Source organism: Streptomyces sp. PCS3-D2, assembly GCF_000612545.2.
GTDB lineage: Bacteria > Actinomycetota > Actinomycetes > Streptomycetales > Streptomycetaceae > Streptomyces.
The window spans coordinates 1,477,009-1,491,965 of record NZ_CP097800.1; the positions used below are offsets into that span (position 1 = coordinate 1,477,009).

9 protein-coding genes are annotated in these 14,957 nt (G+C 70.7%); 7 read left to right on the forward strand and 2 right to left on the reverse strand.

Going from position 1 to position 14,957, the window contains the following annotated elements; all coding sequences use genetic code 11:
• Positions 1 to 15 precede the first annotated feature (15 nt).
• Both AW27_RS06135 and AW27_RS06140 read left to right on the forward strand, forming a co-directional pair.
• On the forward strand, positions 16 to 3,318 hold the full coding sequence (locus tag AW27_RS06135; protein WP_052030008.1) for a DUF4082 domain-containing protein: 3,303 nt from the start codon (positions 16 to 18) through the stop codon (positions 3,316 to 3,318).
• Complete coding sequence (locus tag AW27_RS06140) at positions 3,315 to 4,364, forward strand: glycosyltransferase (RefSeq protein WP_037915562.1); 1,050 nt, start codon at positions 3,315 to 3,317, stop codon at positions 4,362 to 4,364. Before AW27_RS06135 ends, AW27_RS06140 begins: the two co-directional genes overlap by 4 nt.
• On the opposite strand, the gene AW27_RS06145 is transcribed toward AW27_RS06140, so the two are convergent.
• Positions 4,283 to 5,041 (reverse strand): hypothetical protein, encoded by a 759-nt coding sequence (locus tag AW27_RS06145; RefSeq protein WP_201773390.1) that lies wholly within the window; start codon positions 5,039 to 5,041, stop codon positions 4,283 to 4,285. The genes AW27_RS06140 and AW27_RS06145 overlap by 82 nt on opposite strands.
• An 89-nt stretch (positions 5,042 to 5,130) precedes the next feature.
• On the opposite strand from AW27_RS06145, the gene AW27_RS06150 reads away from it, so the two are divergent.
• The 3 genes from AW27_RS06150 to AW27_RS06160 all read left to right on the forward strand — a co-directional run bounded on the left by AW27_RS06150 (position 5,131) and on the right by AW27_RS06160 (position 9,081).
• Positions 5,131 to 7,155: an O-antigen ligase family protein gene (locus AW27_RS06150; protein WP_078555990.1), complete on the forward strand. Its 2,025-nt coding sequence runs from the start codon at positions 5,131 to 5,133 to the stop codon at positions 7,153 to 7,155.
• The gene (locus AW27_RS06155; protein ID WP_052030007.1) at positions 7,101 to 8,066 is read left to right on the forward strand and encodes a glycosyltransferase; all 966 of its coding nucleotides are present in this window, start codon (positions 7,101 to 7,103) and stop codon (positions 8,064 to 8,066) included. Before AW27_RS06150 ends, AW27_RS06155 begins: the two co-directional genes overlap by 55 nt.
• A gap of 109 nt (positions 8,067 to 8,175) precedes the next feature.
• A complete protein-coding gene (locus AW27_RS06160) occupies positions 8,176 to 9,081 on the forward strand; it encodes an RNA polymerase sigma-70 factor (protein ID WP_037915560.1) in 906 nt (301 codons plus the stop codon).
• Between the two features lie 447 nt (positions 9,082 to 9,528).
• Here AW27_RS06160 and AW27_RS06165 read toward each other — a convergent pair whose 3' ends face one another.
• Entirely contained in the window at positions 9,529 to 10,569 is a 1,041-nt protein-coding gene (locus AW27_RS06165; protein ID WP_236647429.1) for an agmatine deiminase family protein, read from the reverse strand.
• A 243-nt stretch (positions 10,570 to 10,812) separates the two neighbouring features.
• Between AW27_RS06165 and AW27_RS06170 the strand changes: the two genes are divergently transcribed.
• Entirely contained in the window at positions 10,813 to 11,385 is a 573-nt protein-coding gene (locus AW27_RS06170; protein WP_037915554.1) for a TetR/AcrR family transcriptional regulator, read from the forward strand.
• Positions 11,386 to 11,808: 423 nt separating this feature from the next.
• Entirely contained in the window at positions 11,809 to 14,868 is a 3,060-nt protein-coding gene (locus tag AW27_RS06175) for a Tn3 family transposase (protein WP_037915551.1), read from the forward strand.
• Positions 14,869 to 14,957: the final 89 nt, after the last annotated feature.

A 14,957-nucleotide genomic window follows, 5' to 3' on the forward strand; every position in this document is an offset into this window, starting at 1 on the left:
AACAATGAGGTCCACATGAACAGACGGACAAAGCTGCTCCGTTACGGTCTCTTCACCTCGGTGGCGGCCCTGATGGCCACGGTCCTACCCCCGGCCGCGGTGGCCGGGGCGGCCGATCCCTGCGGTCCCGCCACGAACGCGATCGTCTGCGAGAACTCCAAACCGGGCACCCCGAAGGAGGAGTGGTTCGCGCCGAGCGCGTACGGCGACATCAAGGGCTTCCCCACCCGGGAGAGCGTCCAGCCCGGCGACACCGTGCAATTCAAGGTCCAGTCCCCGACGCCGTACAAGGTGTCCATCTACCGCCTCGGCCACTACGGGGGCAACGGGGCCCGGCTGATGTCCACGGCCGCCCAGGCCGCCCAGACGTACCCGGCGAACTTCGCGCCGGGCGGGAACCCGGCCGCCTGCACCACCAAGGCATCCACCGGGCTGGTCGACTGCGGCAACTGGCCCACCACGGCGACGTGGAGCGTGCCGGCCGACGCCGTCTCCGGCCTCTACATCGCCAACTTCGACCAGGCGGACGGCAACGGCGTGATGCCGTACCCGTTCGTGGTCCGCAAGGACTCCAGCCACTCCGACATCGTCGTGCAGACCAGCGACCAGACCTGGCAGGCGTACAACAACTACGGCGGCCAGGACCTCTACGACGGCGGCGGTCCCGCGCCCGACGGGCGTGCCTACGAGGTCAGCTACAACCGGCCGATGGACATCGGCGGGGACAACGGGATCTACGGCTCCGAGTTCCAGATGATCGCCTGGCTGGAGCGCAACGGCTACGACGTGAGCTACATGTCCGGGATCGACACGTCGGTCCGCGGCGCGGCCCTGCTGGCGAACCACAAGGTGTTCATGTCCTCCGGCCACGACGAGTACTGGACCCAGGAGCAGTTCACCAACGTCCTGAACGCGCGCCGCGCCGGGCAGCACCAGACGTACTTCAGCGGCAACGAGATCTTCTGGAAGACCCGGCTCGCCCCGAGCATCGACGGGACGAACACCGCCGACCGGACGCTGGTCTCGTACAAGGAGACCAAGCTGTCCTTCCCCCAGCCCAACGGCGTCCCCGACCCGAGCGGGATCTGGACGGGCACCTTCATGGACCCGGCCAGTGCCACCGGCGGGCGCCCCTTCCAGCCGCAGAACCAGCTGACCGGCTCGATGTTCAGCGTCAACGGCTACCGCAGCGACGCGATCACCGTGCCCGGAACCTTCGCCAAGCAGCGGCTGTGGCGCAACACCTCCGTCGCGAACCTCACCCCCTCGCAGACCGCCGTGTTCCCGCAGGGGACGCTCGGTTACGAGTGGGACAGTGACGTGGAGAACGCCAGTCGGCCCGCCGGGCAGATCCAGATGTCGTCCACGACGGTCGACATCGAGGACGGCAAGCTCCTGAAGGACTACGGCAACACCTACGGCAACGGCACCGCGACCCACAGTCTGGTGGCCTTCCGCGACCAGACCTCGCACGCGCTGGTATTCGGCGCGGGCACCGTGCAGTGGTCCTGGGGCCTGACCGACACGCCCACCTCCAACCCCGACGACACCGTGGTCACCGCCGACAAGCGGATGCAGCAGGCCACCGTGAACGTCTTCGCCGACATGGGTGTGCAGCCCAAGTCCCTGCAGAGCGACCTGATCGCCTCGACCGCGTCCACGGACACCGTGGGCCCCGGCATCACCGTGACCAGCCCGGCGGCGAACGCCACCGTCCCGGCCCTGCGGCCGGTGACCGTCACCGGTACGGCGACGGACACCGGCGGCGGCGTGGTGGCCCGGGTCGAGGTCTCCACCGACGGCGGAACCACCTGGAAGGCGACCACGGGCCTGGGAACCTGGAGCTACACGTGGACCCCGACCACCCCGGGCCCCGTGCAGATCCAGGTGCGTGCGGTCGACGACAGCGTCAACATCGGCGCGACCACCACGGTCCCGCTGACGGTCGGCCCCCAGCAGTGCCCGTGCACCGTGTGGCCCGCCGCGGCCGTGCCCGGCACCGTCAACGCCGGTGACGGCAGCGCCGTCGAGCTCGGCGTGAAGATCCGCTCCTCGGAGGCCGGTTCCATCACCGGCGTCCGGTTCTACAAGTCCCCGGCCAACACCGGGACGCACACCGGCAGCCTGTGGAGCAGCACCGGCCAGCGCCTTGCGACCGGCACCTTCACCAACGAGACCGCCTCCGGCTGGCAGCAGCTGAACTTCTCCAGCCCGGTGCCGATCAAGCCCAACACCACCTACATCGCCTCCTACTTCGCGCCGAACGGCGGCTACTCCTTCGACAACACCTTCGCCGACGGCGACGCGGGCCTGGCCCCGCTCACGGCGCTGCGGAGCGGGACCGACGGCGGCAACGGCGTCTACCGCTACAGCGGCACCGGTGGCTTCCCGAACAAGGCCGCGTCCGGCAGCAACTACTGGGTGGACGCGGTCCTGGACACCTCGGCCGCCAGCACGACCCCGCCCACCGTCACCGGGACCTCGCCGCAGTCCGCCGCGACGGGCACCCAGATCACGGCGACGATGACGGCCACCTTCAGCACGGCCGTCGACGCGGATGAGCTCACCTTCACCGTGAAGGACTCGGGCGGCGCCACCGTCCCGGGCACCAAGGCCCTCGGAGCGTCGAACAGCGCGACCTTCACCCCGTCCACCGAGCTCGCGCTGAACACCACGTACACGGCGTCGGTCCAGGCGACCGACCTGTGGGGCAACGCCATGACCGCGCCCGTCACGTGGAACTTCACGACCAGCGCGAGCCCGCCGGCGGTGAACTGCCCGTGCACCCTGTGGAGCGGCAGCGCGACGCCGAGCACCGCCAACGTGGGCGACGACGCCAACTCGGTGGAGCTCGGAACCCGCTTCCAGTCGGCGGTGAACGGCTACATCACCGGTGTCACCTTCTACAAGGGCCCCGGTAACACCGGCACCCACACGGGCAGCCTGTGGTCCGCCTCCGGCACGCTGCTGGCCACCGGCACCTTCGGCAGCGAGACCCTGACCGGCTGGCAGGAGCTGCAGTTCGCAACACCCGTACCGATCACGGCGGGCACCACGTACGTGGCCTCCTACCACGCACCGAACGGCAACTACTCCGTGGACGGCGGCTACTTCACCGCCGCCCACCGCTCCTACCCGCTGGTGGCCCCGGCGGACGCGCCCGGCAGCGGCAACGGGCTCTACAAGTACGGCTCCGCCACGGCGTTCCCGTCGAACACCTTCGGATCCGTGAACTACTGGGTGGGTCCCGTCTTCACCACGACCCTGTCGAACTCGGCCCAGTCCGCGGACGGTTCCACGGAGGTGTCCGGCCAGTGAGCACGGTCAGCGTGGTGATCCCCTGCTACAAGTACGGCCACTTCCTGGCCGACTGCGTCAAGAGCGCCCTCGACGAGCAAGAGGGCGTGGACGTCCGGGTACTGATCATCGACGACGCCTCACCCGACGACTCCGCGGACGTGGCACGCGCGCTGGCGGCGGCCGACCCCCGGATCGAGGTCCGGGTCCACGAGCGCAACCAGGGGCACATCGCCACGTACAACGAAGGTCTGTTGGAGTGGGCCGACGGGGACTACGTCGCCCTGCTCTCGGCGGACGACCGGCTGGTCCCGGGCGCCCTGGTGCGCGCGGCGGCCCTGCTCGACGCGCACCCGGAAGCGGGATTCGCCTACGGCAGGCCGCTGCGCTTCCGGCACGGCGGTCCCCTGCCGGCGGCCCGTACCCGCTCCACGGGGTCGGTGGTCTATCCGGGCCGCTGGTGGCTGGACCGGCGGTTCCGGGAGGGCACCGGCTGCATCACCTCGCCCGAGGTGGTCGTCCGTACCAGCCTCCAGCGCAAGGTCGGCGGCTACGATCCGCAGCTGCCTCACGCCGGTGACATCGAGATGTGGATGCGGCTCGCGGCCCACGCCGACGTGGGCTACGTCCGCGGCGCCGACCAGGCCTTCTACCGCGTCCACGGCGACAACATGTCCACGACGGACTTCGGCGGGCAGCTCGACGACCTCCGCCAGCGCCTCGTCGCCTTCGACTCGGTGCTGGCCAAGTGCGGGGATCTGCTTCCGGAGCCGGACCGGCTGGCACGTGCGGCGCGCACCCGGCTCGCCCGGTACGCGCTGCGGCGCGCCTACCGGGCGTACGACCGGGGGCGCACCTCGGTGGTTCCGGTCGAGGAGCTGGTGGGGTTCGCGGCCGAGTGCCTGCCCGACGGCTACACGGCGCTGGCCGAGTACCGGGCGCTGCAACGGCGCCGGCGGATCGGCCCGCGCGCGATGCCCTACCTTCAGCCGCTGGTGCTGTCGGCGGTCGCCGACCGGGGGCGCGAGTGGCTGTGGTGGCGTTCCTGGAAGCGCCGAGGGATCTGATGGCCCGTCTCCACCGGTTCCACCGGCGGGACCTGCGGATCGGCGTCGGCGCTCTCGCGCCGGCGCCGGTTCCGGCGTGTCAGGAGCCGGTCGGTCCACAGGGTGGCGGCCGCACCGCAGACCGTCGCCAGCAGGGCCACTCCGGCCAGGGACCGTACCCGGTCACCGTTCCGTGCGGCCGCGTGCGGCGGCACCAGGAGGTCCACGCTCATCCGTGCGGCGTCCGGGATGCCCTGCTGCGTCTGGAGCTCGGTCAGGTGCCGGGTGTAGATCTCGATGATCTTCCGTACGGACGCGTCGGCCACGTCCGGGTCGGAATGCTCCACCTGGATCTGGAGCGAGGGGATCAGATGGCGCGGGGTGACACTGGTGCCGCTGTTGCGCGGTGTCATCTGGTAGGCGCCGGCGACCCCCGCCGCCTTGAGCTCGGCCCCTCCCTCGGCCGATTCCAGCTGCTGGACGACGCCGTACGAGACGGCGGCGAGCGGTGGCTGGAGGTTCGCGAGCTGGTTCGGCTGTCTGCTGGTGACCGGCGGTTTGAGCACCACGATCGCGGAGCTGAGGTGCACCGGTCCGGGCCGCAGCACCGCCACCCCTCCGGTGGCCGCCAGCAGCACCGCCACGACCAGGACGTACCAGCGCCGACGCAGCGCACGGACCAACTCACCAGGCGACACGGGGATCCTTTCCACCCTTTCCTTCATGTCCGATCTTTGCAGGACCCGGGTAGGTACGCCATCAATTCCGTTACCCGGCAGGGGTGTTCGTGAGCATTCGGGAAATGGGCGCGGTGCTGCGCCGGCGCTGGTACGTGATCGTGCCGGCGATGCTGCTCAGCCTGCTGGCGGCGCTGCACTTGTACCGGTCGGTGCCCGTGGCGTACCAGTCGCAGAGTTCGGTGGCGCTGCTGGACTCCTCTGCCGCCGCCAAGCTGCCGCCCGCCTTCGGCAACCCGATCTCCAACGCGGGCGGTGCCCTGGTGGTGACCGCGGACGTGCTGATCAGGGCGATGTCGGGAGCCGACGCCGCCCGTGAGCTGCACAGCCTGGGCGTGACCGATCCCTATACCGTCGGGTTCGCCGCGAACACCTCGGGTCCGCTGTTGACGATGACGGTCACGGGGACCGACCGGGAGAAGGTGCTCAAGGAGACGAACATCCTGACCGGCTTCGCCGGGGAGCAGCTCAACGCACTCCAGGCCGCGGCCAAGGTACAGCCCGCGTACATGGTGCAGACGGCGCCGGTGGTGCTGCCGCAGACGCCGGTGCCCCAGCTCAAGAGCCGTTACCAGCAGGTGCTCGGGGTCCTCATCCTCGGCGTCAGCGTCGGGTTCACCCTCTCCTTCGTGGCGGACGCGCTGTCGGCGGCCCGGCGGCGCCGGCGCGAGAGCTCGGCCGAGGGCTCGGCGGGGCCGGGCCGGGCCGGCCGGCGTAGGTCCCGGGGCCGCCATGTGGACGCCACCGCCCTGCTCACCGGCTACCTGGCGCTGGCGTTCTTCATCCCGTCCAACCTGACGCTGCCGGGTCTGGGCGGGGTGGGGACCCCGGCCAATGTGTTCGCCCTGCTGGCCCTGTTCTGGTATCTGGCGACCTGGCTCGCGGGCCGGATCCGTCCCGCGCCCGGGACCCGACTGCCCCGGGTGGCGATGTGGCTGCTGGCCGTCTCGGTCCTGGCCTCCTACATCGCGAACGCGGGCCGCGGCAGCGTGCGCAAGGAGTTGCTCGGTGCGGACCGCGGCCTGATCGCGCTGCTGGTGTGGGTGTCGCTGGTGGTGCTGGTCACCGCCGGGATCCAGGACCGTGCCCGCCTGGACGTGCTGCTGCGCCGGGCCGTGGTGATGGGGACGATCGTGGCGGCCATCGGCTTCTACGACTTCTTCACCGCGACCAACATCGCCGACAGCATCAGCATCCCGGGGCTGTCGTCCAGCGTCCCCCAGATCACGACCCTGGACCGCGGGGCGTTCACCCGGCCCCGGTCCACCACGGCGCAGCCGCTGGAGTTCGGCGGGATGCTGGCGCTGCTGCTGCCCTTCGCCGTCCAGCAGGCCTTCGATCCGGTACGGCGCCATCTGAGGGCCTGGCGCCGCTGGGGTCCGGTGGCACTGATGGGCGGGGCGCTGCCGCTGACGGTGTCGCGCACCTCGATCATCGGGGCGCTGATCGTGATCCTGGTGATGGTGCCGCGCTGGAAGCCGCAACGGCGGTGGACCGCGATCGGGGTGCTGGTGGGTGCGGTGGCCTGCTTCAAGGTGATCATCCCCGGGCTGATCGGCACCATCACGGGGCTGTTCGCGTCCTTCCTGTCGAACTCCGACAGCAGCACCCAGGCCCGTACGGTCAAGTACAGCGCGATCGTGCCCTACCTGGACGAGCGGCCGCTGTTCGGGCGCGGCATGGGCACCTTCATTCCCGAGCTCTACTTCTTCACCGACAACCAGTACATGCTGACCCTCGCCGAGACGGGGTTCCTGGGGCTGATCGCGCTCCTGTTCCTCTTCCTCGCCGGTATCCACCAGGGCGGCGCGATCCGCCGGCTGGCCGTCGGCGAGTCCGACCGGGAACTGGGGCAGGCGTTCTTCGCCTCCGCCCTGGTCGCCCTGGTCGTCAGCGCCACCTTCGACGCCCTCAGCTTCCCGATGTTCGCCGGGATGTTCTTCCTGACGATCGCCGCCGGAGGCAGTTACCTCGGCTTCATCCGGCGCGCGGCGCCGAAGCCCCGATTCGTGGAGTACCCATGTCTTCCCGCCGATCAACAGCTCCCCACTCCCCCGCCGGCACCGGCCCGGTAGCGGTCCTCGTCGTCACCTGGAACAGCGCGGAGGTCCTGCCGGATTTCCTCGCCTCGCTGCCGGAGGGCATGGCCGGGCTCGACTGGCGTCTGGTCGTCGCTGACAACGACTCCGCCGACGACACGGTGGAGGTCGTCCGCTCCCTGGCCCCGGACGCGACGGTCGTCCAGACCGGCCGCAACGCCGGGTACGCAGCCGGGGTGAACGCCGCGCTGGCGGCGGCCGCCGCCTGGGAGGGCGGCTTCCGGGCCGCCCTGGTGTGCAATCCGGACATCCGGATGCGGCGGGGCTGCGCCGGGGTGCTCGTGGACGCGCTGGGCAGGGCGGAGCCCGGCGGCGGCCGGGTCGGGATCAGCGTCCCGCTGCTGTACGAGGAGGACGGCCGGACGCTGCTGCACTCGCTGCGCCGCGAGTCCAGCGTGACCCGGGCGCTGGGCGAGGCGGTGATCGGCAACCGCCGGGCGGGGCGCTTCCCGCACTGGAGCGAGCTGGTCACCGACCCGGCGGCGTACGAACGGGAGACGGTGGCGGACTGGGCGACGGGGGCGCTGATGGCACTGTCCGGGGAGTGCCTGGCCGCGTGCGGGCCGTGGGACGAGTCCTTCTTCCTGTACTCGGAGGAGACCGAATACTGCCTGCGGGCCAGGGACCTCGGCTTCGTGACCCGGCTGGAGCCCTCGGCCTCGGCCACCCACCTCGGCGGGGATTCCCAGGTGTCGCCCCGGCTGTGGACGCTGCTGACGGTCAACCGGGTCCGCCTCTACCGCCGGCGTCACGGCCTCGCGGCCACCGCCGCCTTCCGGGCGGCCGTGCTGCTGCGGGAGTCCTCCCGGGCGGCCCTGGGTCGCCCCGCGAGCCTGGCGGCGGCCCGGGCCCTGGCCGGTCGGTCGGCGCCGCACGGCGCCCCGTAGGCCGCGGGAACCCCGCGGGAGGCGGGAGCCGGCCGGGCCGGCGCGTGTTGTCACAGGGACGGGCCGGCCGGTGTCCTGTGGGCGTACCCCTGGAACCGGAGGAGACATCATGAGCGAGGACGGCGCCGGCGCGGCGACCGAGACCTTCGTCGCGCACCGCAACTTGCTGTTCACCGTGGCCTACGAGATGCTCGGATCGGCGGCCGATGCGGAGGACGTCCTGCAGGAGACCTGGCTGCGCTGGGTCGAGGTCGACCTGGAGCAGGTGCGCGACCGGCGCGCCTACCTGGTCCGGATCACGACCCGGCAGGCGCTGAACCGGCTGCGGGCGATGAGCCGGCGCAAGGAGGCGTACGTCGGTTCCTGGCTGCCCGAACCGCTGCTCACGGCGCCGGACGTGGCCGAGGACGCGATGCTCGCGGAGAGCGTGTCGACGGCACTGATGCTCGTCCTGGAGACGCTGTCGCCCACCGAGCGCGCCGTTTTCGTCCTGCGGGAGGTCTTCGACGTCGGCTACGAGGAGATCGCGGCCGCGGTCGGCAAGAGCTCGGCGGCGACACGCCAGATCGCCCACCGCGCCCGCCGGCACGTCGACGCGCGGCGCCCGCGGCAGGCGGTCTCGGCCGCCCAGACGCGGGCGGCGCTGGAGTCCTTCCGGGAGGCGCTGGAGTCCGGTGACCCGCAGGACCTCCTCGCCGTGCTCGCTCCCGATGTCGTCCTGGTGGCCGACGGCGGCGGCATCAAGCAGGCGGCGCTGCGGCCGATCACCGGTGCCGCGAAGGTGGCCCGCTTCGTGGCGGGCGGTATCGGCAAGAACGACCGGCGCAACCTCGCGATGTCCCTGACACCGACCGTGGTCAACGGCAGCCCGGCCCTGGCCGTCCATCTGGGCGGGGAGTTCGACGGGGTCATGACGTTCCGGATCGAGGACTCCCGCATCGCGGGCCTCTACTACGTCCGCAACCCGGAGAAGCTGGCCCGCCTCGCCTCGGAGATCCCGCTGGCCCTGCGGTGAGCTCTGCCGGACGGGCCGCAGAGGCAGGTTCGTGAGGACGCTGGGACCCCGGCGCCCCCCAGATCGAAGAAGTCCGGACTCGGCTGCGGGAGGCAGAGACCCACCTCGAACACCTCGCGATCACCCGGAAGGCCATCACCGCTCTCGCCGACCGGCTCTTGGCCGCTCCGCCGCAGCTGCCCGAGCACCCGGACCATCCCTGCATCCTCGCCGTCCTCAACGAGGCCGCTGCCCCCACTGGGCCCTCTGGGCCCTCGACGTCTGCGAAGCCCTCGACTGCGAACTACCGCCGAAGAACATCGAGGGCACCCGCGCCACGCTGAAGCGCTTGCTCAAGCTCGATTGCCTCGCCGAAGCCGGCACCGGCAGCTTCGCCAGGAGGCAGGAGCCGACCAAGCACCGCGGTCCGCGGCCTTGCCTGAACCCCGCCGGGAATCGCACAACACTTCACGAACTGCTGGTCTCTGCGGCCTTGGGCTGCTGTTGGGTAGCGCAGTGGATGCCACCGCCGCCTTCGGCGACGGTGTGGATCTCCAGCTGAACGACCTCGCGATCGGGGTAGAGGTCGCCGATGACGGCGGCGGCCTGCTGGTCGGCCTTGCGGTCGCCGAAGCGGGGGATGAGGACGGCGTCGTTGGCGATGTAGTAGTTGGCGTAGGAGCCGAGGAAATCCTCCCCGCGGCGGCCGAGCCGGGTGGGGTCGGGTTCGGGGAGGTCGATGATCTCGAACCTTCTTCCATGGGCGTCGGTCGCGCCCTCCAGGACGCCGCGTGCCTGATCGTGGGCGCGGGTCCACACGTCGGGGCCGTCGCCGGCCCAGGCGCGGCTGAGCAGGACGACACCGTTCTCTGCGAAGCGGGCCAGCGAGTCGACGTGGTAGTCGGTGATGTCCTGGCCCTTGACGCCGTTGAACCAGATCACCTTGTCGGCGCCGACCAGGTTCTTGAGGGAGTTCTCGATCTCGTCGCGGCTCAGGTCCGGGTTGCGGTTGGGGTTGACCAGGGAGCTCTCGGTGACCAGGAGGGTGCCGCGGCCGTCCACTTCCAGTGAGCCGCCCTCTCCCACCAGCGGCGCGTCGACGCGGGGGACGCCTGCGTACTCCAGGACGGCGCGGGCGACCTTCGCGTCGTGCTCGTGTTCCTGCTTGCCGCCCCAGCCGTTGAAGTGCAGGTCGATGCCCTGAAGGCCATTCGGGCCCTGGACGAAGGTCGGGCCGCTGTCGCGCATCCACAGGTCGTCGGTGGGTACCGCGATCACCTCGACCCCCGAGCCGCAGGCTCGACGGGCGGCCTTGACTTCCTCCGGGGCAGCCAGCATGACGACAGGCTCGAACTCGGCCAGCGCCCGGGCAATACCCGCGATGTCGCGCTGGACGTCGTCGGCCATGTCCTCCCAGACCGAGTCCAGCGGCGGCCAGGACATGAACGTGCGGACATGCTCACGGCTCTCCGCCGGCATGAACAGCTCGGCCTGGTTCCGAATGGGCACCGCGCTCTCCTGTACCCCGGCCGACGGCCGGCCCGACTTCTTCTCCTGGTTCTGGGCACAGGCTGTCAACCCCGCGGCGGCCAGCGCAGCAGCCACACCGTCCCTCAGCACGGTTCGGCGGTTCGGTCTCCTCATGACACGGCTCCCATCCCGGACGGAAGAATTCCTGACTGAAATTTCAGTCAATGCGAGACGGTAGCATTGCCTGTGTCGCCGCCTGGAACCTTCCTAGGGAGCCGAACCGTGTCCGCCCGCCGCACCGCCATCTTGGAAGCCGCCGCCCGCGTCATCGCGCAGCGCGGCATCAGGGGCCTGCGAGTCGAAGAGCTGGCCGAGGAGGCCGGCGTGTCGACCTCGCTGATCTACTACCACTTCCGCGACCGGGCCGGTCTCCTCGCCCGCACACTCGACTTCATCAACACCCGAGCCGAGCACTACACCCAGCCCACCAGCGACCCCGACACCGACCCTCGCGGCCACCTGGAAGAGATGCTGCTCCTCGAACTCCAGGACACCCCCGCCGTCGTCGAGAACAGCACCGCCTGGGGCGAACTTCGCTCCACCGCCGTCTTCCAGCCTGAACTGCGCGACCAGCTCCGCACCACCACCGACAGCTGGAACGACTACACCAGCGACCTGATCCACCGCGCCCAGCAGACCGGCCGCGCCACCCCCGACATCTCACCGGACGACGCCGCCCACCGGCTCACCGCCCTCGTCGAAGGACTCAGCAAACGCTGGCTCAGCGGCACCCTCACCCTCGAACGCTCCCGGCAGCTCCTGCGCGGCGCCATCATCGCGGAACTCGGCCCCTGACCCGACCAACACGGCCTCGCCCTCATCCGAAACAGGGCATCAACCTGCGTACCGCCCTCTCAGAGGTCGTAGCCTGCGGGCGCAGGCATCGACTCGTGCGGGGCGCACGGCCGAGATCCGTCCAGATCGTCAGCCTGGTCGGCCGCCTGCTCGTGCTGGGAACCGTCACCATGCTCGACCCGGCCAACGGGCCCCGAACAGCATCACTGCACCCACACATCAGGGCCACACCCCGCACCAGCCGGCAGGTATGGCGTCCGGTACGGGCCCGACCCCGGCGGTCTCACCTTCGACACGGGGTCTGAGGAACATCGATGTCAGATCGTGCGCTAAGGGTTCTCCGGACCGGTTGGGGCTTTGACCTGGGGTGATTGAGCGTCGGAGCCTTCGAGGGTCGTTGTTGTCGATCTTCGGAGAGCTGTTGTGGCGGTCGAGTTCCTGACGGACGAGCAGGCGGCCCGGTACGGGTCGTTTCACGAGGTGCCTTCGCGGGCGGAGCTGGAGCGGTACTTCTTCCTGGACGACGCGGACCGGGAGGCGGTACAGGCCAAGCGCCGGGCTCACAACCGGCTCGGGTTCGCGGTCCAGCTCACGAGCGTGCGGTTCCTGGGCCGGTTCATGCCGGATCCGCGGCAGGTGCCGGCGGAGGTGGCCGAGTACCTGGCCGAGCAGCTGGAGATCGCGGACGTCTCGTGCCTGAAGCTGTACGGCGAGCGGGACGGTACGGCCCGTACGCACGCCGGGGAGATCCAGGAGTCCGGAGGCTGGCGGGACTTCGCCGAGGTCCGAGACGATCTGGTGGTCTGGCTGGACGCGCGGGCTTGGACGACCGGGGACGGGCCGAAGGCGTTGTTCGACGCGGCGGCGGGCTGGCTGCGCGAGGGGCGGGTGCTGCTGCCGGGAGCGAGCCGTCTGGCCCGGCTGGTGGGCACAGTGCGGGAAGCGGCGAACCAGCGGCTGTGGGACACGCTGTACGGGCTGCTGAGCGTCGGTCAGCGGGCGGTGCTGGACTCACTGCTGACCGTGCCGCCCGGCGAGCGGGTCTCGGAGCTGGACCGGCTGCGACGCGGTCCGGTACGGGTGTCGGGTCCGCAAATGAAGTGGTCGCTCCAGCGGGCGGAAGAGATCGCCGCCCTCGGCATGGGGACCCTGGACACATCGGCGATCCCGCCTCGGCGGCTGGCGGAGCTGTCCCGGTACGGCGTGGACGGCAAGGCATCGCTGCTGCGCCGCCACGGCGATTCCCGCCGACTGGCGACGCTGCTGGCCACAACGGTCTACCTGACGACTCGGGCCGTCGACGACGCGCTCGACCTCCTGGAGGTGCTGATCGCGACGAAGCTGCTGGCCAAGGCCGAGCGCGAGACCGTCAAAGAGAAGATGAAGACGCTGCCGCGCGTCGAACGGGCCTCAGCGAAGCTGGCGACCGCGTTCCAGGTCGTGTTCGACACCACGAGCGAGCTGGTCGACGCCGACACCGGGGAGGTCACCGGCCCGGCGGTGGAGTCGTTCGAGGCGATGTGGGAGCGGATAGAGGCGGTGGTGCCCCGGCACGAGCTGGCCGCCGCGATCGCCGCGCTGTTCGAGCTGACGCCGCCGCTGGACTCCGATGCGGACGAGGCGTGGCGGTCCATGCTGGTCAGCCGGTTCGGCACCGTCCGGCCGTTCCTCAAGCTCCTGGTCGAAATCGTCGACTTCGGCGCCACCCCCGAGGGCGAGGCCGTGCTGGACGCGCTCAAGTCGCTGCCGGACCTCATGGGTCGCAAGAAGGTCGGCCCGGCCGAGATCGACGCCGGCCTGCTGGTCGGCTCGTGGCGGCGCCTGGTGCTCTCGGCTCCGCACCTGGAGCCGGGCACGGTGGACTGGAAGGCGTACACCTTCTGCGTCCTGGAGCAGCTGCACCGGATGCTGCGGAGCAAGCAGGTGTTCGCGAAGAATTCCTCGAAGTGGGGCGATCCGCGGGCGAAGCTGCTGGCCGGTGAGGCGTGGGAGCAGGCCAGGCCGACCGTGCTGGCCTCGCTCGGACTGCCCGGAGAGGCCGGCGAGCACCTGGCCGTTCGGGCGGCGCTGCTGGACGGCACGTACCGGGAGGTCGCCGGGCGCCTGCCGGACAACGCGCAGATCGTCTTCGACGACGACGGCAGGTTGCACTTTGCCGCGCTGGAGCCGGAGCCCGAACCGGCCTCCCTGTTGGATCTGCGGGCGGCGGTGAACGCGATGCTGCCGCGTGTGGATCTGCCGGAGGTGCTGCTGGAGGTCTTCTCGTGGACCGGCGCCGACCAGGCGTTCACGTCGGTCACCGGCGGCGAGGCCAGGCTGAGGGACCTGCACGTCACGATCGCCGCGCTGCTCGTCGCCCATGGCTGCAACGTCGGCTACACCCCCGTGATCGGCGGGGCCGACGCGCTGAAGTACGGGCGGCTGTCCCACGTCGACCAGACCTACCTGCGGCTCGCGACCTACCGGGCCGCGAACGCGACCCTGATCGAGCACCAGGCGTCCATCGGTCTCGCCCAGGCGTGGGGCGGCGGGCTCGTGGCCTCGGTGGACGGGATGCGATTCGTCGTCCCGGTGCCGAGCGTGTACGCGCGGCCGAACCCGAAGTACTTCGGCCGCCGGGGCGGCGCCACCTGGCTCAACATGATCAATGACCAGGCCGCCGGGCTCGGAGGGAAGGTCGTGGCCGGCACCCCGCGCGACTCCCTGTACGTGTTGGACGTTCTCTACGACCGCGACGGCGGCCGCCGTCCGGAGATGATCGTCACCGACACCGCCTCGTACTCCGACATCGTCTTCGGCCTGCTCACCCTCGCCGGGTTCGCGTACGCGCCGCAGCTGGCGGACCTGCCCGATCAGAAGATGTGGCGCATCGACCGCACGGCCGACTACGGCGCCTTCCAGGGCGCGGCCCGTGGCCGGGTCGACCTCGCCCGCATCGAGCGGCACTGGGAGGACATCCTGCGGATTATCGGCTCCATCCACACCGGCGCCGTCCGCGCGTACGACGTGATCCGGATGCTGTCCCGCGACGGGCGTCCGACCCCGCTCGGCGACGCGATCGCGCACTACGGGCGGATCGCGAAGACCCTGCACATCCTGCGTCTGGCCGACGAGCCCGGTTACCGGCGCCAGATCAAGGTGCAGGCCAACCTCCAAGAAGGCCGGCACGCACTCGCACGGAAGATCTTCCACGGCCGGGCCGGGCAGCTCTACCAGCGCTACCAGGACGGCATGGAGGACCAGATCGGCGCCCTCGGCCTCGTCCTCAACGCCCTGGTCCTCTTCAACACCCGCTACACGGACGCCGCCGTCACCCAGCTCCGCGCCGACGGCTTCGACGTCCGGGACGAGGACGTCGCGCGCCTTTCCCCGTTCGTCCGGCATCACGTCAACATGCTTGGCCGGTACTCCTTCCAGCTTCCCGACCTGCCCGGCGGGCTGCGGCCCCTGCGGGACAAGAACGCTTCCGCCGACGAGGAGTAGTCGCCGGCGCGGGGCGATCGGGCGGAAAGTCTGACCGGGCCGTGTGCGGGCCTGGAGCGTTGATCCGTGCAGAGGGCGCCCGCCGTGGA